Annotated in this window: 22 protein-coding genes; 3 read left to right on the top strand and 19 right to left on the bottom strand. The window is 69.1% G+C overall.

Annotation, left to right across the window (positions count from 1 at the left end; all coding sequences use genetic code 11):
* Positions 1–55: 55 nt before the first annotated feature.
* Positions 56–1558: a site-specific DNA-methyltransferase gene (locus ACLQ23_RS24500; protein WP_425881166.1), complete on the bottom strand. Its 1503-nt coding sequence runs from the start codon at positions 1556–1558 to the stop codon at positions 56–58.
* 38 nt (positions 1559–1596) lie between these two features.
* Positions 1597–4659 carry a BPTD_3080 family restriction endonuclease gene (locus ACLQ23_RS24505; RefSeq protein ID WP_425881167.1) on the bottom strand — a complete coding sequence of 1021 codons (3063 nt, stop codon included), beginning with the start codon at positions 4657–4659 and terminating at the stop codon, positions 1597–1599.
* Between the two features lie 205 nt (positions 4660–4864).
* Between ACLQ23_RS24505 and ACLQ23_RS24510 the strand changes: the two genes are divergently transcribed.
* A complete protein-coding gene (locus tag ACLQ23_RS24510; protein WP_425881168.1) occupies positions 4865–5317 on the top strand; it encodes a DNA-binding protein in 453 nt (150 codons plus the stop codon).
* An 82-nt stretch (positions 5318–5399) separates the two neighbouring features.
* Positions 5400–5753: an MmcQ/YjbR family DNA-binding protein gene (locus ACLQ23_RS24515; protein ID WP_425881169.1), complete on the top strand. Its 354-nt coding sequence runs from the start codon at positions 5400–5402 to the stop codon at positions 5751–5753.
* A 46-nt stretch (positions 5754–5799) separates the two neighbouring features.
* Here ACLQ23_RS24515 and argH read toward each other — a convergent pair whose 3' ends face one another.
* The 11 genes from argH to ACLQ23_RS24570 form a co-directional block, all read right to left on the bottom strand.
* Complete coding sequence (gene argH / locus ACLQ23_RS24520; RefSeq protein WP_355596788.1) at positions 5800–7263, bottom strand: argininosuccinate lyase; 1464 nt, start codon at positions 7261–7263, stop codon at positions 5800–5802.
* Positions 7264–7280: 17 nt separating this feature from the next.
* Positions 7281–8483 (bottom strand): argininosuccinate synthase, encoded by a 1203-nt coding sequence (locus tag ACLQ23_RS24525; RefSeq protein ID WP_425881170.1) that lies wholly within the window; start codon positions 8481–8483, stop codon positions 7281–7283.
* Positions 8480–8992 (bottom strand): arginine repressor, encoded by a 513-nt coding sequence (locus tag ACLQ23_RS24530; RefSeq protein WP_377670201.1) that lies wholly within the window; start codon positions 8990–8992, stop codon positions 8480–8482. Before ACLQ23_RS24530 ends, ACLQ23_RS24525 begins: the two co-directional genes overlap by 4 nt.
* Positions 8989–9978, bottom strand: coding sequence for an ornithine carbamoyltransferase (argF, locus tag ACLQ23_RS24535; RefSeq protein WP_425881171.1), 990 nt, complete (start codon positions 9976–9978; stop codon positions 8989–8991). The genes ACLQ23_RS24530 and argF overlap by 4 nt, the downstream gene beginning before the upstream one ends.
* Positions 9975–11237, bottom strand: a complete 1263-nt coding sequence (locus ACLQ23_RS24540; protein WP_425881172.1) for an acetylornithine transaminase — start codon at positions 11235–11237, stop codon at positions 9975–9977. The genes argF and ACLQ23_RS24540 overlap by 4 nt, the downstream gene beginning before the upstream one ends.
* Positions 11234–12139, bottom strand: a complete 906-nt coding sequence (gene argB / locus ACLQ23_RS24545; RefSeq protein ID WP_355596758.1) for an acetylglutamate kinase — start codon at positions 12137–12139, stop codon at positions 11234–11236. The genes ACLQ23_RS24540 and argB overlap by 4 nt, the downstream gene beginning before the upstream one ends.
* A 114-nt stretch (positions 12140–12253) precedes the next feature.
* A complete protein-coding gene (argJ, locus tag ACLQ23_RS24550) occupies positions 12254–13426 on the bottom strand; it encodes a bifunctional glutamate N-acetyltransferase/amino-acid acetyltransferase ArgJ (RefSeq protein ID WP_355596756.1) in 1173 nt (390 codons plus the stop codon).
* 55 nt (positions 13427–13481) lie between these two features.
* Positions 13482–14483: an N-acetyl-gamma-glutamyl-phosphate reductase gene (gene argC, locus ACLQ23_RS24555; RefSeq protein WP_355630286.1), complete on the bottom strand. Its 1002-nt coding sequence runs from the start codon at positions 14481–14483 to the stop codon at positions 13482–13484.
* A 153-nt stretch (positions 14484–14636) separates the two neighbouring features.
* Positions 14637–15299: a hypothetical protein gene (locus tag ACLQ23_RS24560; RefSeq protein WP_355630288.1), complete on the bottom strand. Its 663-nt coding sequence runs from the start codon at positions 15297–15299 to the stop codon at positions 14637–14639.
* Between the two features lie 164 nt (positions 15300–15463).
* Positions 15464–17512 carry a hypothetical protein gene (locus ACLQ23_RS24565; RefSeq protein ID WP_355630291.1) on the bottom strand — a complete coding sequence of 683 codons (2049 nt, stop codon included), beginning with the start codon at positions 17510–17512 and terminating at the stop codon, positions 15464–15466.
* 251 nt (positions 17513–17763) lie between these two features.
* On the bottom strand, positions 17764–18585 hold the full coding sequence (locus ACLQ23_RS24570; RefSeq protein WP_355630294.1) for a hypothetical protein: 822 nt from the start codon (positions 18583–18585) through the stop codon (positions 17764–17766).
* Positions 18586–18774: 189 nt separating this feature from the next.
* Here ACLQ23_RS24570 and ACLQ23_RS24575 point away from each other — a divergent pair, with 189 nt between their 5' ends.
* On the top strand, positions 18775–19644 hold the full coding sequence (locus ACLQ23_RS24575) for a Crp/Fnr family transcriptional regulator (RefSeq protein WP_355630297.1): 870 nt from the start codon (positions 18775–18777) through the stop codon (positions 19642–19644).
* A 43-nt stretch (positions 19645–19687) separates the two neighbouring features.
* Here the strand turns inward: ACLQ23_RS24575 and pheT are convergent, their stop codons facing one another.
* The 6 genes from pheT to infC form a co-directional block, all read right to left on the bottom strand.
* Positions 19688–22267 (bottom strand): phenylalanine--tRNA ligase subunit beta, encoded by a 2580-nt coding sequence (pheT, locus tag ACLQ23_RS24580; RefSeq protein ID WP_355596748.1) that lies wholly within the window; start codon positions 22265–22267, stop codon positions 19688–19690.
* 41 nt (positions 22268–22308) lie between these two features.
* A complete protein-coding gene (gene pheS, locus ACLQ23_RS24585) occupies positions 22309–23376 on the bottom strand; it encodes a phenylalanine--tRNA ligase subunit alpha (RefSeq protein WP_355596746.1) in 1068 nt (355 codons plus the stop codon).
* Between the two features lie 215 nt (positions 23377–23591).
* Positions 23592–24389 carry a TrmH family RNA methyltransferase gene (locus ACLQ23_RS24590; RefSeq protein ID WP_425881173.1) on the bottom strand — a complete coding sequence of 266 codons (798 nt, stop codon included), beginning with the start codon at positions 24387–24389 and terminating at the stop codon, positions 23592–23594.
* An 83-nt stretch (positions 24390–24472) separates the two neighbouring features.
* Positions 24473–24865: a 50S ribosomal protein L20 gene (gene rplT / locus ACLQ23_RS24595; RefSeq protein WP_007458417.1), complete on the bottom strand. Its 393-nt coding sequence runs from the start codon at positions 24863–24865 to the stop codon at positions 24473–24475.
* Between the two features lie 32 nt (positions 24866–24897).
* Positions 24898–25092 carry a 50S ribosomal protein L35 gene (rpmI, locus tag ACLQ23_RS24600; protein ID WP_007458415.1) on the bottom strand — a complete coding sequence of 65 codons (195 nt, stop codon included), beginning with the start codon at positions 25090–25092 and terminating at the stop codon, positions 24898–24900.
* Positions 25093–25112: 20 nt separating this feature from the next.
* A complete protein-coding gene (infC, locus tag ACLQ23_RS24605) occupies positions 25113–25760 on the bottom strand; it encodes a translation initiation factor IF-3 (protein WP_053655494.1) in 648 nt (215 codons plus the stop codon).
* Positions 25761–25763: the final 3 nt, after the last annotated feature.

Genomic DNA, 25763 nt, shown 5'->3' on the forward strand with positions numbered 1-25763 from the left:
TACCTCCGGCCTACCGAAACCATCGACGCAGATCACGCAGACACGCCGACGACCGTCAGCCTTTCAACCTCTGTAGCAGGTAGGCGGGATACTTCGCGCCGATCAACCGCTGCCGCGCGAGCGTGATCGCGACCCGGGAGGTGTCGATGGTGATCCACCGCCGCCCCCACTGCTCGGCCACGTAGGCGCTGGTCCCCGAGCCACAGGTTGGATCCAATACCAGGTCCCCCGGGTCCGTGCACATCAACATGCACCGCTCTACCACCTTGGTATTGGTCTGAACGACGTAGACTTTGGGATCTCCGAAACCAGACGTGACGGTGTCGTCCCATAGGTTACTAAATGGAAAGGCTGCAAAATCGTCAAAGTACCGGATGTAGGTCAGTGTGTTGCCGACGGGCATGAGACGATCGGCAATTTTGAGCCGCGCCATACCTTCATCGTTGGTCTTCCACCTTGCCTGCATTCCAGGGGTGAAAGTGCGTCCTTCTATTCGCACTTCGAACCATGATGACGCCCCCTCCCCCTTGGCCCGTCCGGCGCTCTGGCTCGTGAGCTGATCACGCCTGAAAAGGCGCCCAGCTCGTTTTCCGAGGCGAGCATCCTGGTCTGCCGGAGTTCGGACACCGTCGGGTTCTTCTATCCAATTGTACTGACCCGAGCCTTGACCTCCGTATTCGCGAGTTTTGTACAACTGTCGGTACTTGACTCTATTTCGGTCCAAACAGTACCAGAGGATGTAGTCGTTTACTCCACCTAAATAGTCACCTGTAGAGCTAGTCGTCTTCTTGTAAGTAATCAGCGAGACAAAGGTGTCCGGTCCGAAGACCTCGTCGAGGAGACAGCGGACCAGGTGGACGTTCTCGTCGCCGATCTGAACGAAAATGCTGCCGGACTCGGTGAGCAGGTCGCGGGCGATCAGCAGCCGGTCGCGCAGGTACGCCAGGTAGGAGTTGATCCCCAACTCCCAGGTGTCCCGGAATGCCTTGATCTGCTCGACCTCGCGGGTCACGTCGGCGAGGTTGCCGTCCTTGACGTCTCGCTTGCGCGCCGACATCTGCCAGTTGGAGCCGAACTTGATGCCGTACGGAGGGTCGATGTAGATCATCTGGACCTTGCCGCGCAGCCGTTCCTTCTCCGCCAGCGACGCCATGACCCGCAGCGAGTCGCCGAGGATCATCCGGTTCGACCAGTTGGCCTCGTGCTGGTAGTACTCGACCGACTGCCAGTCGTCCAAGCCGTCGAAGTTTGCGTAGTCGTCCGCAAAGAGGCCGAGTTGTTCGTTCTCGCGAGGGCGGGACTTTTCGCTGGCTCTCCGTACCTCCTCGATGAGGGTGCGCGGGGCGATCTTCTCCTGGATGTAGATCGGCGGGGCCTCGACTACCAGGTCTTCGGCGTCCTGCTCCTCCTTGCCGATCCAGACGAGCTGAGGGTCCAGACTCGGGTCGCGCTCCTTGACGACCTGCTCGATCCGGGCGGCATCGGGCGAGAGGAACTCCTGACCGTCCGCTGTCGGCAGGTGCACTCGCCGGTCGGTCGGGTGCGCGATCGCCTGCACGGGGACGCTGGCGACAGGCTTACGACTTCTCGGGGGCATCAGACCAACTCCTCCTCGGCGGATACGACATCCGTGAGCGCCGACGCGCCTTGCAGGTTGAAGAGTGCTTCGATCGCGGGCCGGAGATCCCGTTTGGCGGTGGTCGGGTCACGAAGCTCGCAGAAGCTCCAGCGCCCGAAGGTGCCGCTGTTGTTGACCGCCGGCACCCAGAGCTTGCGTGCGGCCCACGCCTTCTGCGCGGCCTCGGCCTGCGACTTGCGGCCTCCGGAGACCTCGACGATCAGAGTGCGGGGTATCCCATCGCCGGCATCGGCCAGCTTCACCAGGAAGTCCGGGTAGAATCGCCGGCTCCGGCCGGCATGCTCGTATGGGATGAAGAAATCGAGATGATCGTTGCGGACGTACGCGGCAACCTGGTCTTCGGGTAACGACTCGATCGCCTGTGCCACCGCCCGCTCCCAGGCGTTGCCGTCCTTGCCGTCCAGCGTCACGAGATTGACCTGGCACCGTCTCGGGTCTGTTGGCCAGACCTCGCGGGTCGTTCGGAAGTCCACACTGGAGGTAGTGCCGATCGGATCGGTCGTCCGCAGCACCGGCAGCACCCAGCGCTCCCGCCGGCCGCCCTGCCACGTGATCGACTGCCAGATCTTCTCCACCGCCTCGGCCTCGCGCAGCAGGATGAGACCAATCGCCTGGTCGTCACGGAGGTCGACACAGCGCCGCAGCCACTCGTTAGCAATCTCCAGCACCTGCGGGAAGTACCACGGCCGCAGATCGCCCTCCTCGGTGCGCAGCTTTCGCTTGAGGACCTCGCTGGCCAGCCGATATGCCACAAACTGTCCTCGGTGGCTCTTCAGCCTTTCGAGGTCGTGGACGTCCTCCTCGCCAATCTGCCCCGCCACCGTGGTCTTTGTCGGCAGGTCGGCCCGGGACAGGGTCATTCGCAGACCCGGGTCCGAGAAAACGGGCACCAGCCGTTCGTCCGGCACTTCCAGGTGGTAACCGACCACCCTGGGGAAGCTCATCTCCAGCTTGCGCGCGTCCCGATCCGGCTCGGCCCGCACGTTGCGAACCGGCTTCATCGGCAGTTCGCGGCTCACAGCCACGGTGGGGATGAACTGGAAAGGAACCCCGTAGACATCCGCGTATTCGGGGGTGAACATGCCATTCTCGTCGGCAACGTACGAGCGTCGCCGCAGGCCCCGGCCGACCACCTGTTCGCACAGCAGCTGAGTGCCGAAGGCTCGCACTCCCAGGATGTGGGTAACCGTGTTGGCGTCCCATCCCTCCGTCAGCATGGAGACGCTGACGACGCACCGCACGGGTTCACCGAGCTTTCCGGGTTTCCCGACAGTGTTCATCACCTCTCGCATCAGCTCCGCATCGCCGATGTCGTCGGCGGTCCGACCGGGGAACCGCTCGGCGTACTCCTGCTTGAACTCGGCGATCTCACGGGTCGCCGCGCGCCGGAACTCCGGTGACAGGCTGCCGGACTCGAACTCCGCGGCGTCGACGAGGATCGTTTTCGGTCGATTCAGCCACTGCCCCTCGGCCACATTGCTGAACAGGGAGAGCTGTCCGGCCGTCGGCAGCAGGGCGCCACCCTGTTCACGGTCGTAACCGCCGATCCACTCGTAGACTGCCTTCGAGATCGTCGTGTTACTGCAGACGACGATGAACACGGGCGGCGGTTGCCCGTACGCTGCTGCCGCCGACTTCTCCCATGCCTCGAAGGCCGTCACGTAGGAGCCATAGAGGCTATGCAGGGCGGCTGTCAACGTGCCTGGCAGATCCATTGCAGTGAAGCCTTGGTTGGACCTACGTCCGCCCTTGGGCAGGGCGTCCCGCACCTCCTGCCACAGATCCAGGTACGTCACCCGGTTGGCGACCCGGTCGTCGTCCACCGGCACCCGGGGAATCTTGACGATGCCGGCCTCGATGGCATCGATCAGGGAGAAGTCGCTGACCACCCAGGGGAAGAGCGTGCCTTCGCGGTAGCCGGAGCCGGACAGGAAAAACGGCGTCGCGGAGAGGTCGTACACCTTTTTAATGCCGATCTTGGCCCGGATTGCTTCCAACCCGCTGAACCAGACCCGAGCCTCCTCGGCCCGGTCGGCGGCTTCCTTACGGTCCTCGCCCCGCAGGTTTTCGACGGTGTCGGCGTCCGGCTCCGGGTCGCCGGTCCGTCCTCGGTAGCAGTGATGCGCCTCATCGTTGAAGACGACGATCTCCGAGGACCCGCCGAGTTCGCGCAGCACCCGGCTGACCATCTGCGCGGGTGTCTCCCGGAAGGGGTCAGGTCGACCAGGCGCGACCAGAAGCTTCGTGTTCCCGGTCGCGTTGCGACCGAACCGGGTCTCGCGGAGCTGAAAGGCGTGAAAGTTGGTGATGACGATCTTCGCCTGACCGAGATCGTCGGCGAACTCGACCGGCACCAGGTCCCGCTCGCGGTAATAGTTGCCGGCGTCCTCAGGGAGCAACACCCGTAACCGGTCGCGGATGGTGAGGCCAGGCGTAACCACCAGGAACCGCTTGGCGAACGTCTTGTCATACGGCGCATGGACCTTGTTGATGGTTTGCCAAGCGATCAGCATCGCCATCACAACCGTCTTGCCGGTACCTGTCGCCATCTTCAACGCGACGCGCGGCATCCCGTTGTTGTACTCGGCGTTGTGCGCGTTCAGGTCGTTGTTGATCCAGCTTCCGTGCCACTTGGTCGCGCCCTCGGCCAGGAAGATCGCCGTCTCGACTGCCTCAAGCTGACAGAACAGGACCTTGTTGTCCCGCTCCAGATCACTCCAGTATTCGAGCAGGCGCCGGGTCACCGGCGTGACGTTGGGCCAGCCGGCCTCCCGCCAGGCGTCCACACGTTCACGGACGTCGTTGACTTGCTTGTTGGGCTTGATGTCGTCTTCGGTGAAGACCTGCAACTCGAGCTGCTGTCCCCGCTTGCGGGGCCGGGGCACCGGGATGAAGAAGCTCGACGGGCGCCTCTGCTCCTCAATCCGGTCGGTGATGCCGTCGTGATCGAAGGCGAAGTGGCGGTTCGGACGCCCGTACGGTGAGTTGATGATCGGGTTGTCGATGACCCGGTCGCTCACCGCTATACCTCCCGATTGAGTGGGATGTTGCAGAACAGAGCGACAGCCTATACCGGGCGTTAGAGCTCTCGGCGCGGCACCTGCCCCGAGCATCAGCCCGCAACTTAGCTTCCAACCGTGCATGAACGTCAGGAATCGGGATCGACACATCCGGCATCTTCAACGATCTGTTGACAATCTGACGTTGATGAGGTGTGCTCGAGGTATGACAACCACCGACGACCCGTTCACCGCGCCCGACCCCGCCCGAGCCCGCGCTCACCGCACCTACGAGGCGCTGTACCGCATCAGCGAGCGGCACGCCGGCACCGCCGACCGGCGGCAGCGCTGGGCACACCCGTCCGTGCTGGACCCGTGGGAGGCGGTGGCACTGGTCACCGCGCTGGCCGTGGGCGGGGCCGAGCGGGAGCCGACGGAGGAACCGGTCGACACGGCCGACCTCACCGCCGCGCTGACGCTGCTGCCGCACGTACGCGCCGAACTCGACGCCCTGGAGGCGGGGCTGCTGACCCTGGCCCGCGACCGGGGGCTCACCTGGCAGTCCATCGCGTACGGGCTGGGGCTGGGCAGCGCGCAGGCCGCCCGGCAGCGCTACGAGCGGGTCGCCGCCCGGTCAGCCGTGCAGACCACCGATCCCGCACCGCGACACGAGGGCTGACCGGCACGCCGGCCAGCGAGGGCGGCACGCGGGTGATGCTCGGGCGGGCACACTGTGCGCACGACGATTCCGGAGGAGCTTCATGGACCGCGCGGAGATGCTGGCGTACTGCCTGGCCAAGCCGGGAGCGTGGCTGGACCGGCAGTGGGAGAACGACGAGGTGGTGAAGGTCGGCAGCCGGATCTTCGCGTTCCTCGGCAACGGCGACGGCCAGCCGACTGTCGGTCTGAAGTGCGGCGCGACACGCGAGATCGCCGATGAGTGGCTGCACCGTCACCCCGACGACGCCCGTCCGATGGCGTACATCGGCCGGTCCGGGTGGAACACGCTGCAACTCGACGGCGGAATCGACGCCGACGAGCTGACCGAGGCCGTCGACTCGTCGTACGACATGGTGGTGGCGAAGCTCCCGAAGCGCGAGCGCCCGACGGCCTGAGCCGGCCGCGGCGCCGGAAGCGGGGAGCTCCGGCGCCACGGCGAGGTCAGCGGGGGACGACCCGCTCGGTGGCCCAGTCCCGCCAGCCGGCCACCCGGTCCGCCGCGGCGGCGAGCTGGTCGGCGACCGGGCCGGGGCCGGTCGAGCCGGGGGTGGTCCGGGCCGCGAGCGCCGAGCGGACCGACAGCACGTCGCGCACCGACGGATCGAGGTGCTCGCTGACGGCGGCCAGGTCGGCGTCGGAGACCTCCTCCAGCTCGCATTCGCGGGCCGCGCAGAGCGCCACCAGACGGCCGGTGATCTCGTGCGCGTCGCGGAACGGCACGTTGCGCCGCACCAGCCAGTCGGCGACCTCCGTGGCGAGCGAGAACCCGACCGGCGCGGCGGCGACGAGGCGGTCCACCCGGACCGTCATCGTCGAGATCATTCCCGCCAGGGCCGGCAGCAGCAGTTCCAAGGTGTCGACCGCGTCGAAGGCCGGCTCCTTGTCCTCCTGCATGTCCCGGTCGTAGGTCATCGGCAGGCCCTTGAGCATCGTCAGCACCGTCATCAGGCCACCGACGAGCCGACCGGACTTGCCCCGGGCCAGCTCGGCGATGTCCGCGTTCTTCTTCTGCGGCATGATCGACGAACCGGTCGCGAAGGCGTCGTCCAGCTCCACCCACCCGAACTCGTGCGAGGTCCAGAGCACCACCTCCTCACCGAGGCGGGACAGGTGCACCCCGATCATCGCGGTGGTGAAGAGGAACTCGGCGACGAAGTCCCGGTCGGCCACCGCGTCCATCGAGTTGGCGAACGACGTGCGGAACCCCAGCTCTTTGGCCACCGCCACCGGGTCCAGCGGAAGGCCGGAGCCGGCAAGCGCGCCAGCGCCGAGCGGGCTGATCGCCGCCCGGTGGTCCCAGTCGTGCAACCGCTCCAGGTCGCGCAGCAGCGGCTGCACGTGCGCCAGCAGCCAGTGCCCGAACGTGACCGGCTGGGCGTGCTGCAGGTGGGTCATGCCCGGGGCGGCGGTGTCGATGTGCCGCTCGGCCTGCTCGATGAGCGCCTCGGCCAGCTCGACGAGCCGGCTCGCCACGCCCCGGGCGTGATCGCGCAGGTAGAGCCGCAGGTCCGTGGCCACCTGGTCGTTGCGGGACCGGCCCGCGCGCAGCTTGCCGCCGAGGCTGCCGAGCCGCTCCAACAGGCCCCGCTCCAGCGCGGTGTGCACGTCCTCGTCGTCGACGGTGGGACGGAACGCCCCCGAGGCGCACGCCGCCTCCAGGTCGTCCAGGGCCGCCAGGATCCGGCCCAGTTCCTCCGGGTCGAGGAGGCCGGCGCCGGCAAGCACCCGGGCGTGCGCCCGGGAACCGGCGATGTCGTACGGGGCCAGCCGCCAGTCGAACTGCACGCTCACCGACAGGCGGGCGAGCGCCTCGGCGGGGCCACCGGCGAACCGGCCACCCCACAGGCTTGTCCGATTGGTGGCCGCGCTGTTCTCGGTCAAGCTCTTGTCGTCCACCCCGCCCATTGTGGTCCCCATGCTCGTCACCCGCCCAGCCGGGCGTCACGCGCCGCGGCCATTCCACTCGGCAGCCCCCAAAGCTGCACGAAACCCTTCGCCAGGGACTGGTCGAACGTGTCCCCGGTGTCGTACGTGGCCAGCCCGAAGTCGTACAGGCTCGCCTCGGAGCGCCGGCCGGTGACTGTGGCACGACCGCCGTGCAGCGTCATGCGCACCTCGCCGCTCACGTGCCGCTGCGCGTCGTCGATGAACGCGTCAAGCGATTCCTTCAGCGGCGAGAACCACAGGCCGTCGTAGACCAGCTCACCCCACCGCTGGTCGACGCCCTTCTTGAACCGGGCCAGGTCCCGCTCCACTGTCACCGCCTCCAACTCCTGGTGGGCGGTGATCAACGCGATGGCGCCCGGCGCCTCGTACACCTCGCGGCTCTTGATGCCGACGAGGCGGTCCTCGACCATGTCGAGGCGGCCCACGCCGTGCGCGCCAGCGCGGCGGTTCAGCTCCCGGATCGCCTGGTACGGGGTGACGGTCTCGCCGTCGAGCGCCACCGGCACGCCACCGTCGAAGGTGATCACGACCTCGTCCGGGTCGCGGCTCTGCGCCGGGTCCTCGGTGTACGAGTAGAGGTCCTCGATCGGGGCGTTCCAGATGTCCTCCAGGAAGCCCGTCTCCACGGCGCGGCCCCACAGGTTCTGGTCGATCGAGTACGGGGACTTGGCCGACACGTCGATCGGCAGGCCCTTCTCCTCGGCGAACGCGATGGCCTTGTCGCGCGTCCACGCGAAGTCCCGGGCCGGGGCGATGATCTTCAGGTCGGGGGCGAGCGCGTTCAGGCCCACCTCGAACCGGACCTGGTCGTTGCCCTTGCCGGTGCAGCCGTGCGAGACGATGGTGCCGCCGTGCTGGCGCGCCGCCGCCACCAGGTGCTTGACGATCAGCGGCCGGGACAGCGCCGAGACCAGCGGGTAACGGTCCATGTAGAGGGCATTCGCCCGGATCGCCGGCACGCAGTATTCGGCGGCGAACTCGTCGCGCGCGTCGACCACCTCGGCCTCGGCGGCGCCGCAGTCGAGCGCCCGCTGCCGGATCGCGTCGAGGTCCTCGCCGCCCTGCCCGACGTCGACCGCCACAGCGATCACCTCGGCGCCGGTCTGCTCGGCCAGGTAGGGAATGGCCACGGAGGTGTCCAACCCTCCGGAGTACGCGAGGACGACCCGCTCGGTCATGCTGTGTTCCCTTCAACGGTGTCTTCCCGGCGGGCCCAACCGGTGAGCTTCTCACCGAGCGCGGCCCCGCCGACGGCCTCGCGGGCCACGACGAGGATGGTGTCGTCGCCGGCGATGGTGCCGACGATCTCGGGCAGACCCGCCCGGTCCAACGCGCTGGCCAGGTACTGGGCTGCCCCCGGCGGGGTGCGCAGCACGGCGATGTTGCCGCTGGAGTCGACGCCGTTGAGCAGTTCGCGCAGCAGCCGCACCAGCCGGGCCGGCGCGGCCTCGGCGTCACGCAGCGGCCGGTGGCCGTCCTCGGGGATCAGGTAGACGGCCGGGCCGTCGCCGCCGCGCACCTTTACCGCGCCCAACTCCTCCAGGTCCCGCGAGAGGGTGGCCTGGGTGACACCGACCCCGTCGGCTGCGAGCAGGTCGGCCAGCTCGGTCTGCGAACGGACCGCCCGGTCGCGGATCAGCTCCACGATGCGGGCGTGCCGGGCAGCGCGGGTCAGCGGGGCGGTCACCGCGCCACCCCGGCCGTGCTACTGACGGCGTCGTCGTTCGCGCCGGCCGTGTCGGCGGCGTTGGCGTTCGCGTTCAGGAGGAACGTCAGGAGCGCCTTCTGGGCGTGCAGCCGGTTCTCCGCCTGGTCGAAGACCGCGCTCTGCGGCCCGTCGAGCACCTCGTCGGTGATCTCCTCGCCGCGGTGCGCGGGCAGGCAGTGCAGCACGACGGCGTCCGGCGCGGCCTGGCCGAGTAGTTCCTTGTTCACCTGGTACGGCAGGAACGGAGTGATCCGGTCCAACCCGTCGGCCTCCTGCCCCATCGACGTCCACGTATCAGTGGCCACCACGTCGGCGTCGCGTACCGCCTGGACCGGGTCGGTCAGGACCCGCACCGACCCGCCGGTGCCGGCGGCGATCTCCGCCGCCCGCGCCACGACGTCCGGATCCGGAACGAAACCCTCCGGCCCGGCGATCCGCACGTGCATCCCGGCCATCGCACCGGCCAGCAGATACGACTGCGCCATGTTGTTCGCGCCGTCCCCCACGTAGGTCAGGATGCGGCCGGCCGTGCCACCACACCGCTCGCGGATGGTGAGCAGGTCGGCAAGCAACTGGCAGGGGTGGAAACCGTCGGTGAGCGCGTTCACCACCGGCACGCTCGCCCCCGCCGCGACCTCGGCGATCCGGTCGTCGCCGTGGGTACGCAGCACGATCGCGACGACGTAGCGGGACAACACCCGCCCGGCGTCGATGAGGGTCTCGCCCCGGCCGAAGTGGGTGACCTGGGTGTCCACGACGAGCGGATGCCCGCCCAACTCGGCGATGCCGACGTCGAACGAGAACCGCGTCCGCAGGCTCTGCTTGTCGAAGAGCACCGCCACCGACCGCGGGCCGGCAAGCGGCCGGTGGCCGAACCGGTCGGCCTTCATCCGCGCCGCCAGGTCCAGAACCGTGGACTGCTCGGCGGGCGAAAGGTCGTCGTCACGCAGGAAGTGCCGGATCATGCGGTCGTCCCCGTACTGGTGATGGTGGGTGAGGTCAACGGCGCCGGAATCCCCGACGTCTCGGACCCCGGTCGAGCCGGGTCCGCGCCGGTCGGCGTCGCCGCGGCCAGGGCGGCGGGCAGGGCAGCCACGAAGGCGTCGGCCTGGTCAGCGGTGAGGATCAGCGGCGGTACGAGCCGCAGCACGCCCAGCTGCACCGGGTTGGCCAGGAAACCGGCCTCCCGCAGTGACGCGGCGAGCGCCGCCGCCACCGGCGCGGTGAGCACCACACCGAGCAGCAACCCAGCCCCGCGTACGTCGCCGACCAGCGGATGCCCCAGCGCCTCGATCCCCCGACGCAGCCGCTCCCCCACCCGCTTGACGTGGTCGAGCAGCCCTTCGTGGGCGATCGTCGACACCACGGCGAGCGCGGCGGCGCAGCTGACCGGGTTGCCACCGAAGGTCGTACCGTGCGAGCCGGGGGTCAGCAGGTCGGCGGCCCGGCCGAAAGCGAGCGTGGCGCCGAGCGGCAGCCCGCCACCGAGCCCCTTGGCCAGGGTGATCACGTCCGGCTCCACGCCCTCGGCCTGGTGGGCGAACCAGTGACCGGTACGCCCGATGCCGGTCTGCACCTCGTCGAGCACCAGCAGCGCACCGTGCCGGTCGGTGATCCGCCGGGCCGCGGTGAGATAGCCGGCAGGCGGAACCACCACACCGTTCTCGCCCTGGATCGGCTCCAGGATCACCATCGCGGTGGCGTCGGTGACCGCCGCTTCGAGAGCCGCCACGTCGCCGTAGTCGACGTGGGTCACGTCGCCGGGCAGCGGCCGGAACGGATCGGCCTTGGCCGGCTGCCCGGTCAACGCGAGGGCGCCCATGGTGCGACCGTGGAAGCCACCGTTGGTGGCCACCACGTGACTGCGCCCGGTACGCCGGGAGAGTTTGAACGCGGCCTCGTTCGCCTCCGCGCCCGAATTGGCGAAGAACACCCGGCCCGGTCGACCGGCGAGCGCCAGCAGCAGCTCCGCGAGAGCGACAGGCGGCTCGGCGATGAAGAGGTTGGAGACGTGCCCGAGGGTGGCGACCTGCTTCGACACGGCGGCCACCACCGCCGGGTGGGCGTGCCCGAGCGCGTTCACCGCGATCCCGCCGACCAGATCCAGATATTCCCGGCCGGCGTCGTCGACCACCACGGCACCCGAGCCGGACACCAGCGCCAGCGGCGGCGTGCCGTAGTTGTCCATCATCGACTGCGTCCAGCGTTGCGCCAGGCTGCTCATGCCCCGTCCGTCCCGTCTCCCGGCACCACCATCGTTCCGAACCCTTCCGAGGTGAAGACCTCCAGCAGCGTGGAGTGCGCCACCCGGCCGTCCACGACGTGCGCCGCGGGCACTCCCCCACGCACCGCCCGCAGACACGCCTCCATCTTCGGCACCATCCCCGACTCCAGGCTGGGCAGCAGCTTCGCCAGGTCGTCCGCGACGATCTCCGAGATCAGGCTGCTGGTGTCCGGCCAGTCGGCGTACAGGCCCGCCACGTCGGTGAGCACGACAAGCTTGCGGGCCTGCAACGCGATCGCGAGCGCGGCGGCGGCGGTATCCGCGTTGAGGTTGTGCAGCACCCCGTCGACGTCCGGCGCCACCGTGGAGATCACCGGAATCCGGCCCGCCTCGATGAGGTCGGTCACCGCCGACACGTCGACCGACTCGACGTCCCCGACCTGACCCACGTCGACAGGCAGCCCATCCACGTACGCCGGGCGGCGCACCGCCGTGAACAGGCGGGCGTCCTCACCGGAGAGACCCACAGCGAACGGGCCATGCGAGTTGATCAGCCCGACCAGCTCGCGACCGACCTGCCCGACAAGCACCATCCGGACCACGTCCATCGCCTCGGCAGTGGTCACCCGCAGGCCGCCACGGAACTCGCTGGCGATGCCCAACCGGCCCAGCATGGCGGAAATCTGCGGACCACCGCCGTGCACCACCACCGGCTTGAGACCGGCGTAGCGCAGAAACACCATGTCGGCGGCGAACGCCTGCTGCAACGCGGGGTCGGTCATGGCGTTGCCGCCGTACTTGATGACAACTGTGGAGCCGGAGAAACGCGCCAACCACGGCAACGCCTCGATAAGCGTCTCCGCCTTGACCTGGGCACGGGTGAGATCGGTGCTGAGGCTCACCGGACCAGCCTTTCGATCGCGACTGCGGGACTCCGCTGCGCTGCGTTCCTCGCGCTCACCGGACCAGCCTTTCGATCGCGACTGCGGGACTCCGCTGCGCTGCGTTCCTCGCGCTCACGTGGAGTAGGCCGAATTCTCGTGTACGTACGCGTGGGACAGGTCGTTGGTCCAGATCGTCGCCTCCGCCGCACCGGCGTGCAGGTCGATCCGGATGGTCACGTCCCGACCGGTCAGGTCGACCTTCGACCGGTCCTCGGCGGCAGCACCGCCCCGGCACACCCACACCCCGTTGACGGCCACGTCCACCTCGTCCGGCTCGAACGCGGCAGCGGTGGTGCCGACCGCGGCGAGGATCCGGCCCCAGTTCGGGTCGTTGCCGAACAGCGCGGTCTTGACCAGGTTGTTGCGCGCCACCGACCGGCCCACCTCGACCGCGTCGTCCTCGTCGGCCGCGCCGACAACGTCGATGGCGATCTGCTTGGTGGCGCCCTCGGCGTCGGCGACCAGTTGCTGGGCCAGGTCGTGACAGGCCGCGGTGACGGCTGCGGCCAACTCGGCAGGAGTCGGCTCGATGCCACTCGCGCCGCTGGACAGCAGCAGCACGGTGTCGTTCGTCGACATGCAGCCATCGGAGTCGACCCGGTCGAAGCTGACCCGGGTGGCCGCACGCAACGCCTCGTCCAGCACGGCAGACCCCGCCACCGCATCGGTGGTCAGCACACACAACATGGTGGCCATGCCCGGCGCGAGCATCCCCGCGCCCTTCGCCATCCCGCCGACCGTCCAGCCGCTGCCCTGGGCCACAGTCGTCTTCGCCCGCGTGTCCGTAGTCATGATCGCCTCGGCGGCGGCCACCCCGCCGTCACGGGACAGCCCACGGATCGCCGAGCGGACGCCCGGCAGCAGCTTCGGCATCGGCAGCCGCTCACCGATCAGGCCGGTCGAGCAGACCGCCACCTCACCGGCCCCGAGAATCAACCGCGGGCTCACCGAGGTCAACGCGGCGGCGGTGTGCTCGGCGGTGGCGTGCGTGTCCTGGAAACCGGCCGGGCCGGTGCAGGCGTTGGCCCCACCGGAGTTGAGCACCACCGCGCGGACCACACCACCCTGCACGACCTGCTGCGTCCAGAGCACCGGCGCGGCCTTCACCCGGTTGGTGGTGAAGACGCCAGCCACACCGGCGTCCGGACCGTCGTTGACCACCAGCGCGACGTCCGCGCCGCCGCTGGCCTTCAGACCGGCGGCCACCCCGGCCGCCCGAAACCCACGAGGGGTGGTGACACTCACGATGCCTGCCTTTCGTTCGCGACCGCGGGGCTCCGCTGCGCTGCCCTCCTCGCGCTCACGGGCTGACCCCCCAGATCGACAGGCCCATCGTCTCCGGCAGGCCGAGCATCAGGTTGGCGTTCTGCACGGCCTGGCCGGCGGCGCCCTTGCCCAGGTTGTCCAGGGCGCTGAGCACGATCAGTCGACCGGAGTCGACGTCCACTGTGGCTTGCAGGTGGCAGGAGTTCGACCCCAGCGTGGCGCCGGTGTGCGGCCATCTGCCCTCCGGGAGCACCTGCACGAACGGCGCGTCGGCGTACGCCTGAGCCAGCACCTGCTGCGGGTCGACACCGCGCGCCGGCACGGCGGTGACAGTGGCCAGGATGCCGCGCGGCATCGGCGCCAGAACGGGCGTGAACGACAGGCTCGTCGCCCCGGTGGCCTGCTTGATCTCCGGCACGTGCTGGTGGGTGCCCACCCGGTACGGCGACAGGTCGCCCAGCACCTCGCTGGCCAGCAGGTGCGGCTTCGCCGCCCGGCCCGCCCCGGACGTGCCGGAGGCTGCGACGACCACCACGTCGGCCGGGTCGGCCGCGCCGTCGGCGATCAGCGGTGCGAGCGCCAGAGTGATCGCGGCGGCGTAGCAGCCGGTGTTGGCGACCCGGGTGGAAGAGGCGATCAGCTCCCGCTGGCCGGGCAGCTCGGGCAGGCCGTAGGTCCACCGGCCGGCGTGCGTGCCGCCGTAGTACTGCGCCCAGGCGTACGGGTCGGCGAGCCGGTGGTCCGCGCCCAGGTCGACGACGCGTACCTCGGGCGGGAGCTGGGCCGCGAGGGTCGCCGACTCGCCGTGGGGCAGGGCCAGGAAGACCAGGTCCGCGTCGGCCAGGATCGCCGGGTCGGTCGCGCCGAACACCAGGTCGAGCCCGGTGAGCTGCGGGTGCGCCACGTCGACGCGGTGCCCGGCCTGGCTGTGGGCGGTGGCGGCGACAAGATCGAACTCCGGATGCCCGGCGATCAGGCGCAGCAGCTCACCTCCGGCGTAACCGCTCGCCCCGGCGACCGCGACTCGAATCCCCATACCCACCTCCGCATGACTATGCAGCGAAGGCTAGCAGCGGCGCAGGTCACCTGCAACTTAATACAGCCCCATGCATGGTGATGAGGGGTGGATTCCTCTCGCGGACGGGTGGGGCGTCCTCTGCCTCGATTGTCCGTCAGAGGACGCCAAGAATCAGTTCACCCGCTCGGACAGTCCGTGCTGCCGCTCATACGTCCTCAGGGCCGCATCCCACGCCTCCGTGTATTCGCTCGGCCCCATACCGAGATCACCGTGCCCCCTGACCGCCTCGCGTAGGAGCTTCACGAGATCGGGAACGGTTTCCCGGCGTTCCTCCACGTACCGACGGAACACCTCAGCGAACTGCTCGCCGGTCAACCGTGCGGCATGCGATGTGGCCGGATCGTCCTCAAGGCTCTGCAGCACCCCGCACCAGCGTCGAGTCAGTTCATCCGCCTGCGTCGCCTTGATCTTCTGCAACTCGTGATCACACTCAAGCCTGATGCGCTCCTCCCAGTACGGCCGGAGCCGCTCCCGGACCCGCTCGTCCGGGCTGACGCGGATAAGCACGCCGAAGTGCGGCGGGGCACCCTCCCGCGGCCAGCGTTGGCCACTGAGACGACTGTTCAAGGCACGCTCAAGGTCGTGCGAGCGATGCGGTTCGTGTTCGCGTGCCAGATCCACCGCCCGCTCCCGAACAATCCCGGCAGCCCAGCCCAGGTAGCGTTCGGCGCGGAGCCGAAGCTCTTCGTAGATCATGTTCTGCGCCGTCCAGTTGTAGACGACGTGCAGGCGGAAGTCGAACGCATCCCCCTTCGCCGGCACCAGGATCGGCACCGGGGCGTCCTGGCGGAATGTCACTGTGGCGGGTACAACCCTCGGTGGCGGGGCGGGGGGCAACGGGAGTTCGGTCGGCGGGAAGATGGCATGCCACCACCGACGGCGTTGTAGCTGTCTAGGTAGGGATGGCCTCGTGCCGGGACCACCGGCGGGATCCGTGGTCATCGCGTCTCCTCATCGATCAGTCGTCGTACGTCATCTAGCAGGTCGTTGTGGGGCATTACGGGACGCCACACATGGCGGAGTTGATGGTCGAGGCGATGACACAGGGAAGGATGTCCAGCGATCACGTGACTCACGAGTTGAAGGCAATGGCCGGCGACGGCTGCCTGCTGGTCCGCCCGGTCCAGCCAAAAGCCGAGAGTCCGCCACGATCGGTACGCCGTCTTCGGCAGGCTGAGGGCGGTGGCCCAGAGGATGGACAGGTCTGCCAGATCGATCGTTTGCTGGTCCACCAGGTGCAGCAATTCCGGCCAGTGCTCTCGTGGCGGTTCTGCCCAGCGGTCCGCGAGCACCCGCAGCGTGCGTGCGGCGTGGAGTTGCACCTCAGGATCGACGGACACCGTCCAGTCCACAAGCGTCGGCACAACGCTCGCCGCGTGACCGTTGCGGTACACCTCGACCAGCCCTCGGACGACGGAGTTGTTCCGCCGCTGCATTCGGGCCTGCGCCACCTGGCGCAACTGGACCAACGCCGACTCTGGCCAGAGCCGGGCCAGTCCGAGACTGTACGCACGCGCAACGGTGTCCCGCAGGTGAGCTGCCGAACCGGCTGCCCACTGACCGAGTTCGGTGCGAACCCGAGTGCGCAACGCGGGCTGCATCGCCATGGCGACGAGTACGATCGCCGCGGCCTGCCGAACCCCTGCCCGCCGTTCCCGGGCCAGTTCCCCCACGGTGTCGAGGGCTGACTGCACGTCGCGTGTCGCCGACCAACCGATGGCGCCGGCTGCGGCCTGTCGGACCGCCGGAACGTCCCCGCGGATCAGGTCTGCCAACCAGTTCAACAGGTGCTTGGGGGACCACCATTCTGTCCACGCGACGTCCAGCAAGGCCGACCGGAGTGGTTCGGCGCCGGCAGCGAAGTCGATTCGGCATCCACCCGGCAACCGCGCGTCGTTCAGCCGTGTGACGGCTTGGCCCAGCGTCGGCCCTAACAGTGCGTCGAGCGCCGACCCCCGAAAAGGAGTGCTGCCCAATGCGGGTTGCTGGAAGTCGGATCGGGCCAGACGCTGAGCTGCCTGCTGTATCTCGGTCACAGGCTGCCCGGCAAGAACGGCGCACGAGAGACGAAAGGCCCGCACCTCATCGTGAAGAAACGCGTCGAGATCCTCGCCGCCGCGTTGCACGTCGAGGATCTCGACCGCTCGCTCCCGTAGTTGAAGCGGCAGAAACTGCTCGAGCCGCTCGGCCAGTGCGTCGCCCTTGGGAACCGTCCGGGCAATCGTCGCGACGACCGCGAGGATTTCGCCGGGGCGAGGTTCGCTGGCTAGGTAGGCCGACAGCAGTGAACTCTGGACGCAGTCCTCATCTACGTATCGCTCCACGCAACGGCCGACGCATGTGCCTGTGCACCAGCCGACACACTGTCCTCTGATCTGATTGCGAAGCTGCGCCCGAAACACCTCGGCCGCCGGGGCCGAGCGGTGTTCAACGATATGACCGACAAGGTCGTGGTTCCGCCGGGAGAAGTCCCCGACCAGAATCAGCGTCGTGGCGGAGCTCTCGGCCCTGGCAGCCAGCGCCACGAGTGTGAACCCGTCGACCTTGAGGAGAGCCGCCTCACTCAGCCGAAGCACGTAGCCGTACCCAGCGGGCAACGGTGCCTCCGCCCTGAGCAGATCGGCCAACTGGTCGACACCAAGCACACGGACCCGCTCGAAGCCGTGTCTCCGAGCCACAGCCAGGGTGGCCGAAGTGAACCGACCGCTCCCGACCAGGCCGGAGAGGCAGACGAGGTGACGATGCTGGAGATGGTGGTCGAGCCGCTGGTCGCTCGGTGCGTACGCGTATCCGCTCGCAGTCTCACGGACACTGGCCTCGACTAGGGTCTCGAACCAGACGCGGCCGGCCCCGTTGGATCGTCCGGCGGTGACATTGACCGTTCCGATGGCGACAGCGCCAGGACCGGTGGCGTTCTGTCCCTGAACCCGAACATCGCCAACGTCGATCGTTGAACCGCCCAGCAAGCCAGCCAGCCTGCGCAGCACGTCCCCAGGGTCTATGAGGTCGTCCGGCTCATCCTCCTCCGGTGGCTCCACGGCTGGTGCCGTCGCCGAGCCGGGCTCACCCTCGCCGTCGGCGGACTCCGCAGCTGTTGGTGATCCGTCCTGGGGTCCGCGAACCACACCCCCATCGGCTTCGTCGAGGGGGTCATCGCCAGAGGACTCCTCCAACACGTCGTGCCAGAGGTTGTCCAGGTCCCGCTCCCTGCCGGCAGCGACAGGTGCGTATCGACCGCTCATCGGCGATTGCCTCTCCTCTTGCCGGAGTTCGCATCGCGACCGATTGAGCCGATCGCCGTCGCACCCGGGCCGATCGCACTCTGCCCCTTGACGCGGACATCGCCGGTACGAATTCCACTGTGCTCCGTCGCGCTGTTCGCCGGCTTCCCCTCCGTGCCGTCCACCAGCTTTTTCGCTGCCTGGCCAGCACTTTCACCGGAGGCCGGAGAGACGCCCGGGACCGTGACGGCAGTGAGATCCTCGTCCACCACACATAGCCAGGCGTACTCACGAAAATCCTTGTCGGGGTGTGCCACCTCGATCCGCACGAAACGCTCGGGTCGCATCTCCTCCGGATACTCCGTGACCACGTCACGAAAGATCTCGGTCGAGACGACAAGCGCCACGCCTGCGTCCGGAAAGGTGGCCAATGCCTTCTTGACGGGCTCGGCCTCGCACAGCCTGCAGACGAAAACGACGGCGTTGCCAGGGAAGCCGTTCGCACCATCCAGGTGAACCAAACCCTGGTGTACCGCCACCCTGAGCCGGATCCGGGCGGTCGGCAGGCGGCTGCTGTTGTGGGTTCTCAGCCGCCGGTTCAGCTCCGGTACGAACCGACCGATGACCCGGGACTCGGACACCTCGCGCGGCACGACTGCAAGTTCACCGTCGCCCGCCTGCTGAGTTGTCCAGGCCACGCGATCCAAGCCCACAGCACCAGCAGCCTCGTGCAGCAACTCTCGGAAATGCCGCTGCGCCTCATACTGCTGGAGGTTGCTCCGTCGGCTGTACCTCTCCATATCCACAGATATCAACAATCGCCGCTCGGGATGTTGCATCAAGCTCCCGCCCTCTCCACTCGGCTCACCCAGCGGGCAAGCACCGCAGGAACCATCGAACCGGTGAGGGCCGGTCGGGATCCCGTAGAAGTACGGCATCACGGCCGAAGTCGAAAATCAGTCATCCCGTCCGGCTGGGGAGTCCGCCACACCTTCGCACGATGTCCTTGTCGTATGAGGGCGAATCTGGTGGAACTGCTGCTCACCCTGGAATGGTCGCCGATGACGGTGCTGGCACTGATAGCCGTTCGGCTCTTGCTTGAGGCGGCCGCCAGAACTGGGGCATCGCGCTACGCACAGGAGCGGCTACGCTTCGGCGGCCGTCCATGGATAAGGAGGCTGCAGATGCGACAACCACACGAGATGTCCGGCGGCGAGTGGCCCTACGGCACGTTCCTTCAACGGCTCGCTCCGCCAGTTCGGGCGACGCTGCTGGGGCTGGGCGTCCGTCGTCAAGTTCCGGCCGGTCAGATCGTGATCCACGAGGGTTTAAGAGAATCGCACCTGGTGCTCCTCGAAGAGGGCCTAACCAAGATCACGGCTACCTTGCCAGACGGTCGGTCCGCCTTGCTGTCGCTCCGGGTTGGAGGTGATCTCGTCGGTGAGATGTCGGCACTGAACGACGAGCCCCGCTCGGCCACCGTCACGACCTGCGGACCGGCGAAGTACAGCGTGATCCAGCCAGACCGGTTCAAGCGATTCCTCAAGGAACATCCCGATGCTGCCCTCGAACTCGCCGCGATGGTGTCCGACAGGCTGCGCTGGTCCAATCGGCGCCGGATCGACTTCACCTCGTACCCGGTGAAACTGCGTGTCGCCCGAGTGGTCGCCGAACTCTGCCGCACCCACGGTCGGCAAGGCTTGGACGGCATCATCATCGACGTTCGTCTCACACAGCCCGACCTGGCCACTATCTGCGGCGCCTCCGAGACGTCCATTCAGAAAGCGCTGCGGGAGCTACGGACGGACGGATTGGTCGAGACCGACTATCGCCGGATCACCGTCCGCGATCTGCCGAGCCTGCGCAGGCTTGGCAACCTGGAATCCAGCGACGATTGACAGGCACCCTTCCGCATAGCCGGAAAGGTGCCTGTCAGCTTCGCTAGGCTCCGCGGAGGGTTGCTCCTAGGCGTTCCGCCGCTACGGCTACCGCCGCGTCGCGGGCTGCCACCGCTTCCTCGACCGTCAGCGTCCGGTCCGGTGCGCGGAACGTGAGCTTGTACGCAAGCGACCGGCGACCCTCGCCGAGCTGCGCGCCGGAGTACACGTCGAAGAGCCGCACGTCCTCCAGCAGCTCCCCCGCGCCGGCCTCCAGCGCCCGGCGCACCTGCTCCGCCGGCACCGACTCGTCCACAACCAGTGCCACGTCGATGAGCGCCGGCGGGAAGCCGGAGACCGCCGGGGCGGGCGTCACCGGCGCCACCGGCAACGCGTCAAGGCTCAACTCCATGGCGCAGGTACGCCGGGGCAGCTCCAACGCCGCCACCACCGTCGGGTGCAGCTCACCGGCGTGCCCGACGACCACACCGTCGACCCGCAGCTCGGCGCAGCGGCCGGGGTGCCACGGGGCGTATTCGGCGGCACGCACCTCGACCCACTCGTCGGGGATACCGGCGGCGGCCAGCGTGTCCCGGGCCGCCTCGATGGCGTCCGCCCAGCCGGCCGGCCGGCCCGGACCCCACCATCCGGCCGGGTCCACCTCACCGGCGAGCACCACTGCGGCGTGCACGGGCTGCGCCGGCACCACCGCGTCGGCGGCGGCGAACTCGGCGTCGGTGGGACGCCGGTCCACGCCCATCTCCGGCGGGCTGCCGGCGTCCCGGCGCGGGTGGAAGACCGCACCGATCTCGTAGAGCGCCAGGTCGCGGTGACCCCGACCGATGTTGCGCTTGAGGATGCCGAGCAGCGGGCCGAGCAGCGTGGTGCGCAGCAGCGGCTCCTCCTCCGACAGCGGGTTGGCCAGCCGCACCGCAGGTCGGCGCGGGTCGTCGGCCGGCAGGCCGAGCAGGTCCGCCAGTTGCGGCGACACGAACGGGTGCGCGAGCACCTCGACGTACCCCCGAGCCGCAAGCGACCCGGCGACCGCCCGACGCCGACGCTGGGCCGGGGTCAGGCCGCGCCCGGGCGGCGCGGTGGGCAGCACCGACGGCACCTTGTCGTACCCGTCGAGGCGGACGACCTCCTCGACCAGGTCGGCCGGGTCGGTGAGATCAGGCCGCCACGACGGCGGGGTGACGCTGAGCGCCACGCCCGCCCCGCTGGCCGTGCCGACCGCTCCCGGGTCCTCGGCCAACCGGTCCGCGCCCTGCGCGACAGTGCAACCGACCCGCTCCAGGAGGGCCACCACCCGCGCCGGCGGGTACTCGACGCCGATCCGCCGGGTGGGCAGATCCGCCGGCAGGCTGATCGGGGTACGCGGACGGACGTGGTCGATGTCCAGGATCTCCACGCTCGGTGTGCCGCCGCCGTGCTCGGTGAGCAGGCGCACGGCCCGCTCCAGCGCGACAAGCGCCACGGCCGGGTCGACGCCCCGCTCCCAGCGCTTCGCGGCCTCGCTGAACAGCTTGTGCCTGCGGGCGGTCCGCCCGACCATCGCCGGGTCCCAGTGCGCCGCCTCGAAGAGCACTGTGGTGGTGCCGGCGACGACCTCGCTTGTCTCCCCACCCATCACCGCCGCGAGAGAGATCGGCGTGCCAGCGCCCTCGCCCGCCACGGCGCTGGGCAGCCCGGCGTCGCAGATCACCATGTCGTCGGCGGCGAGCACCCGGTCGACGCCGTCGAGGGTGGTCAGCTTCTCCCCCGGCACGGCGCGGCGGACCACGAGCGCGCCGGCGATCCGGTCGGCGTCGAAGGCGTGCATCGGCTGGCCCAGCTCCAGCATCACGTAGTTGGTGATGTCGACAGGCAGGGAGATGCTGCGGATGCCTGCGGTGACGAGCCGCTGCTGCATCCACGACGGGGTGGGCGCGGTCGGGTCGACACCGCGGACCAGGCGGGCGGTGAACCGGTCGCAGCCGACCGGGTCGCGCACCTCCACCGGGTACGCCGGCTCCTCCGTGCCACCCGGGGCCGGCACCAGGGCCGGATCGCGCAGCGGCACGTCGAACGCGTGCGACAACTCCCGGGCCAGGCCGCGCAGGCTCAGCGCGTACCCCCGGTCCGGGGTGATCTCCAGGTCGAACACCACGTCGTCGAGGCCCACGACGGGCCGCGCGTCGTCGCCCGGCTTGGCGGCCACGTCCGGCGGCAGCACGATGATGCCGGAGTGATCGTCGCCCAGGCCCAGCTCCTTCGCCGAGCAGATCATGCCCGCCGAGTTGTGCCCGTACGTCTTGCGCGCGCCGATGGCGAACCCGCCGGGCAGCACACCGCCGGGCAGGATCACCACCACCCGGTCACCGGGGGCGAAGTTGCGCGCCCCGCAGACGATCTCCTGCGGCTCACCGGTGCCGTTGGCGTGACCCACGTCGACGCGGCAGAACCGGATCGGCTTCTTGAAGCCGGTGAGCTCCTCGATCTCGCGGACCTCACCGACGACGAGCTGACCGGTGACCGACTCGCGCAGGTCCACGACGGACTCGACCTCGATGCCCAGGTCGACAAGGGCCTGCTCCAGATCGCCGGTCGGCAGGTCGGCGGGCAGGTCGACGTACTCCCGCAGCCAGCTGACAGAAACTCGCATGACTTCAGACCACCGTTCCCGTGTCTCGTACCCGCATCGCCCTACGCTCCGGTCCCGAACGCCCGGCTGAACCGCACGTCGCCCTCGAAGAGGTGGCGGATGTCGCTGACCCCGTGCCGGATCATCAGGGTCCGGTCGATGCCCATGCCGAAGGCGAACCCGGAGTAGACCTCCGGGTCGACGCCGCAGGCGCGCAGCACCCGCGGGTTGACCATGCCGCAGCCGCCCCACTCGACCCACTGCGGGCCGTCGCGGTGCTCGGGGAACCACACGTCGAACTCCGCCGACGGCTCGGTGAACGGGAAGTAGTGCGGCCGCCACCGGGTCTTGGCCTCCGGGCCGAACATGGCGCGAGCGAAGTGGTCCAGCGTGCCCCGCAGATGCGCCATCGTGATGCCCTTGTCGACCACCAGGCCCTCAGCCTGGTGGAACACCGGGCTGTGGGTGGCGTCGATCTCGTCGGTGCGGTAGACGCGGCCGGGCACGATCACGTAGATCGGCGGCTTGCGGCTGAGCATCGTGCGGGTCTGCACCGTCGACGTGTGCGTCCGTAGAACAAGGCCCGAGCCCTGCGGTGCGATGTGGAAGGTGTCCATCAGCCCACGCGACGGGTGGTCGGCGGGGATGTTCAACGCGTCGAAGTTGACCCACTCCAGGTCGACCTCGGGACCCTCGGCCACCTCGTAGCCCATCCCGACGAACAGATCACTTATCGACTCCATCAGTGTGCTCAGCGGGTGCCGGGCACCACGCGGACGCCGGTCGTACGGCAGGGTGACGTCCACCCGTTCCTCGACCAGCACCCGCTCGGCCTGCTCGCGCTCCACCACCTCGGCACGCTCGGCGTAGGCGGCCTCGATGGCGCGGCGGGCCTCGTTCACCCGCTTACCGGCGTCGGACTTCGCAGCCGGCGGCAGCGCGCCGATCTCCCGGCGCGCGAGGGACACCGGGGACCGGTCGCCGAGGTGCGCGGGGCGCAGCGCGGTCAACGCGTCCGGGTCGGCGGCGGCCGCGAACGCCTTCGCGGCGTCGTCGACGGCCTCGGCCAGGGCGGTCGGGTCGAGCAGGGCGACCTGCTTCGGGTCGTACGGATCGTTGCGGTAGCTCATGGCGTACGGGCACTCCCTCACGGCGGCGCCAGCCCTCACCGGGGCGGCTAGGCGAGTCTACGGACGCGCGGCTGTGCCGCAGCCCGCCGGTAGGAGTTACGCAGGGAGCAGGTCAGGCCCGCCGCCCGCCGACACCGGCGGGCTGGCTAAACGAACGCCGTTGCGCGTTCATCGAGTGAGGCTCTCCCCTGTGATCTCGCGCGACCAGTCACCGGTCAGCGCTGTGCTCTCGCTGAAGCGTACAGGCAGACCGCCGCGGCGGCAGCCAGGTTGAGGCTCTCGGCGCGCCCGTACAACGGCACCCGCACGCGGGCGTCGGCGGCGGCGGTCAACTCCTCGGGCAGGCCGTGCGCCTCCGAGCCGAACAGCCAGGCGGTGGGCCCGACGAGCCGCCCGTAGTCGGTAAGGTCGTCCAGGTCGCTGTCGCCGTACCCCGTGGTGGCGAAGATCGACAGCCCGGCGGCGCGCAGCGCGTCGACAACGGCGACCGAATCGGGCGCGCGGACCACGTCGACGTGGAAGAGGCTGCCGGCGGACGCCCGCACGCACTTGCCGTTGTACGGGTCGACGGCGTCGCCCGCGAAGATCACCGCGCCAGCCCCGGCGGCGTCGGCGGTGCGCAGCACGGTGCCGGCGTTGCCCGGGTCGCGGATCTCGGCGAGCACCGCCACCAGGCGCGGCGCGCTGGCGAGGGCCTGCTCCAACGACACGTCCAGGTGCCGGCAGACGGCGACCAGCCCCTGCGGGGCGACGGTCTCGGCAAGCGCGGCGAGCGCGTCGTCGGTCACCTCGGAGACGGGCACGTCGGCACGGGCCGCCGTGGCAGCCAGCTCCGGGTACCGGTCGAGGGCTGCGGGCGTACCGAACAACTCGGTGACCACCCCCGGCCGCGCGAGGGCCTCACGGACCGCCTGCGGCCCTTCGGCCAGGAACCGGCCGGCGGCGTCGCGGTCCCGGCGGCGCTGCAACCGGCGGGCGGCGACAACCCTTGGGGTACGCGGGGTGAAGGCCATGGTGTGGGTTCCTCCGGCACGATTGAGGCGCCCCCCGGACGGCGGTGCCGACACGGGAGACGCCTCGCTCTGGTGCGTGGGGATCAGGCGGCCTGAGCCGCCGCGCCGCCGGTGCCTTCGGCCGTGACCGCGGCCCGGGCCAGCTCGACGATCGCCGCGAAGGAAGCGGCGTCGTTGACAGCCATGTCGGCCAGGATCTTGCGGTCGACCTCGATGCCGGCCAGACGCAGGCCCTGGATCAGGCGGTTATAGGTCATCCCGTTCGCACGGGCACCCGCGTTGATCCGCTGGATCCACAGCTGCCGGAAGTCGCCCTTGCGGTCACGACGGTCCCGGTAGGCGTACTGCATCGAGTGCAGCACCTGCTCCTTGGCCTTGCGGTACAGCCGGGAGCGCTGACCGCGGTAACCGCTCGCGGTCTCCAGCAGGGTACGACGCTTCTTCTGGGCGTTCACAGCCCGCTTGACGCGTGCCATCTCAACTCCTTATTACGTAAAGGTGGCGCGCGTCAGCGGCCGAGCAGCTTCTTGATGCGCTTGACGTCGGCCTTGGCCAGCACGACCGTGCCGGTCAGCCGGCGGGTCTGGGTGGAGGGCTTCTTCTCCAGGTTGTGGCGAAGGCCGGCCTGCTGGGCAACGATCTTGCCCTTGCCGGTGACCTTGACCCGCTTACCCATACCCGTGTGGCTCTTCATCTTCGGCATGTGGAACGTCTTCTCCCCTGTTACTGGCCGCTGGTGTCAGCGGCGGTGCCGCTGTCAACGGCTGCTGCGGTCTCGCCCGCCGCTGCGGTCTCGTCGGCTGCCGGGGCAGACTCGTCCCCTGCCCGCTCCCGAGGTGCACCACGGGACGCCGTAGCGGCGACCGCGGAGGCCTTGACGGCCCGGTGCGGAGCGAGAACCATGATCATGTTTCGGCCGTCCTGCTTGGGGGCGGCCTCGACGTATCCCAGTTCCGTGATCTCCGATTCGAGCCGACGCAGGAGCCGGTAACCCAGCTCAGGGCGGCTCTGCTCGCGACCGCGGAACATGATCGTCACCTTGACCTTGTCGCCCGCCTTGAGGAATCGCACCACGTGACCCTTCTTGGTCTCGTAGTCGTGCGGGTCGATCTTCGGCCGAAGCTTCATTTCCTTGATGACGGTCTGCTGCTGGTTACGCCGCGCTTCGCGCGCCTTGAGTGCGCTCTCGTACTTGAACTTGCCGAAGTCCATGAGCTTGCACACCGGCGGGCGCGCCATCGGCGCAACCTCGACCAGGTCCAGATCGACGTCCGCGGCCAGCTGAAGGGCGCGCTCCAGCGGGACGATGCCCACCTGCTCACCCTCGGGGCCGACCAGTCGGACCTCACGTGCCCGGATCTGCTCGTTCACGCG

It is taken from the genome of Micromonospora sp. DT41 (assembly GCF_049841715.1).
In the GTDB taxonomy this organism is placed as follows: domain Bacteria; phylum Actinomycetota; class Actinomycetes; order Mycobacteriales; family Micromonosporaceae; genus Micromonospora; species Micromonospora profundi.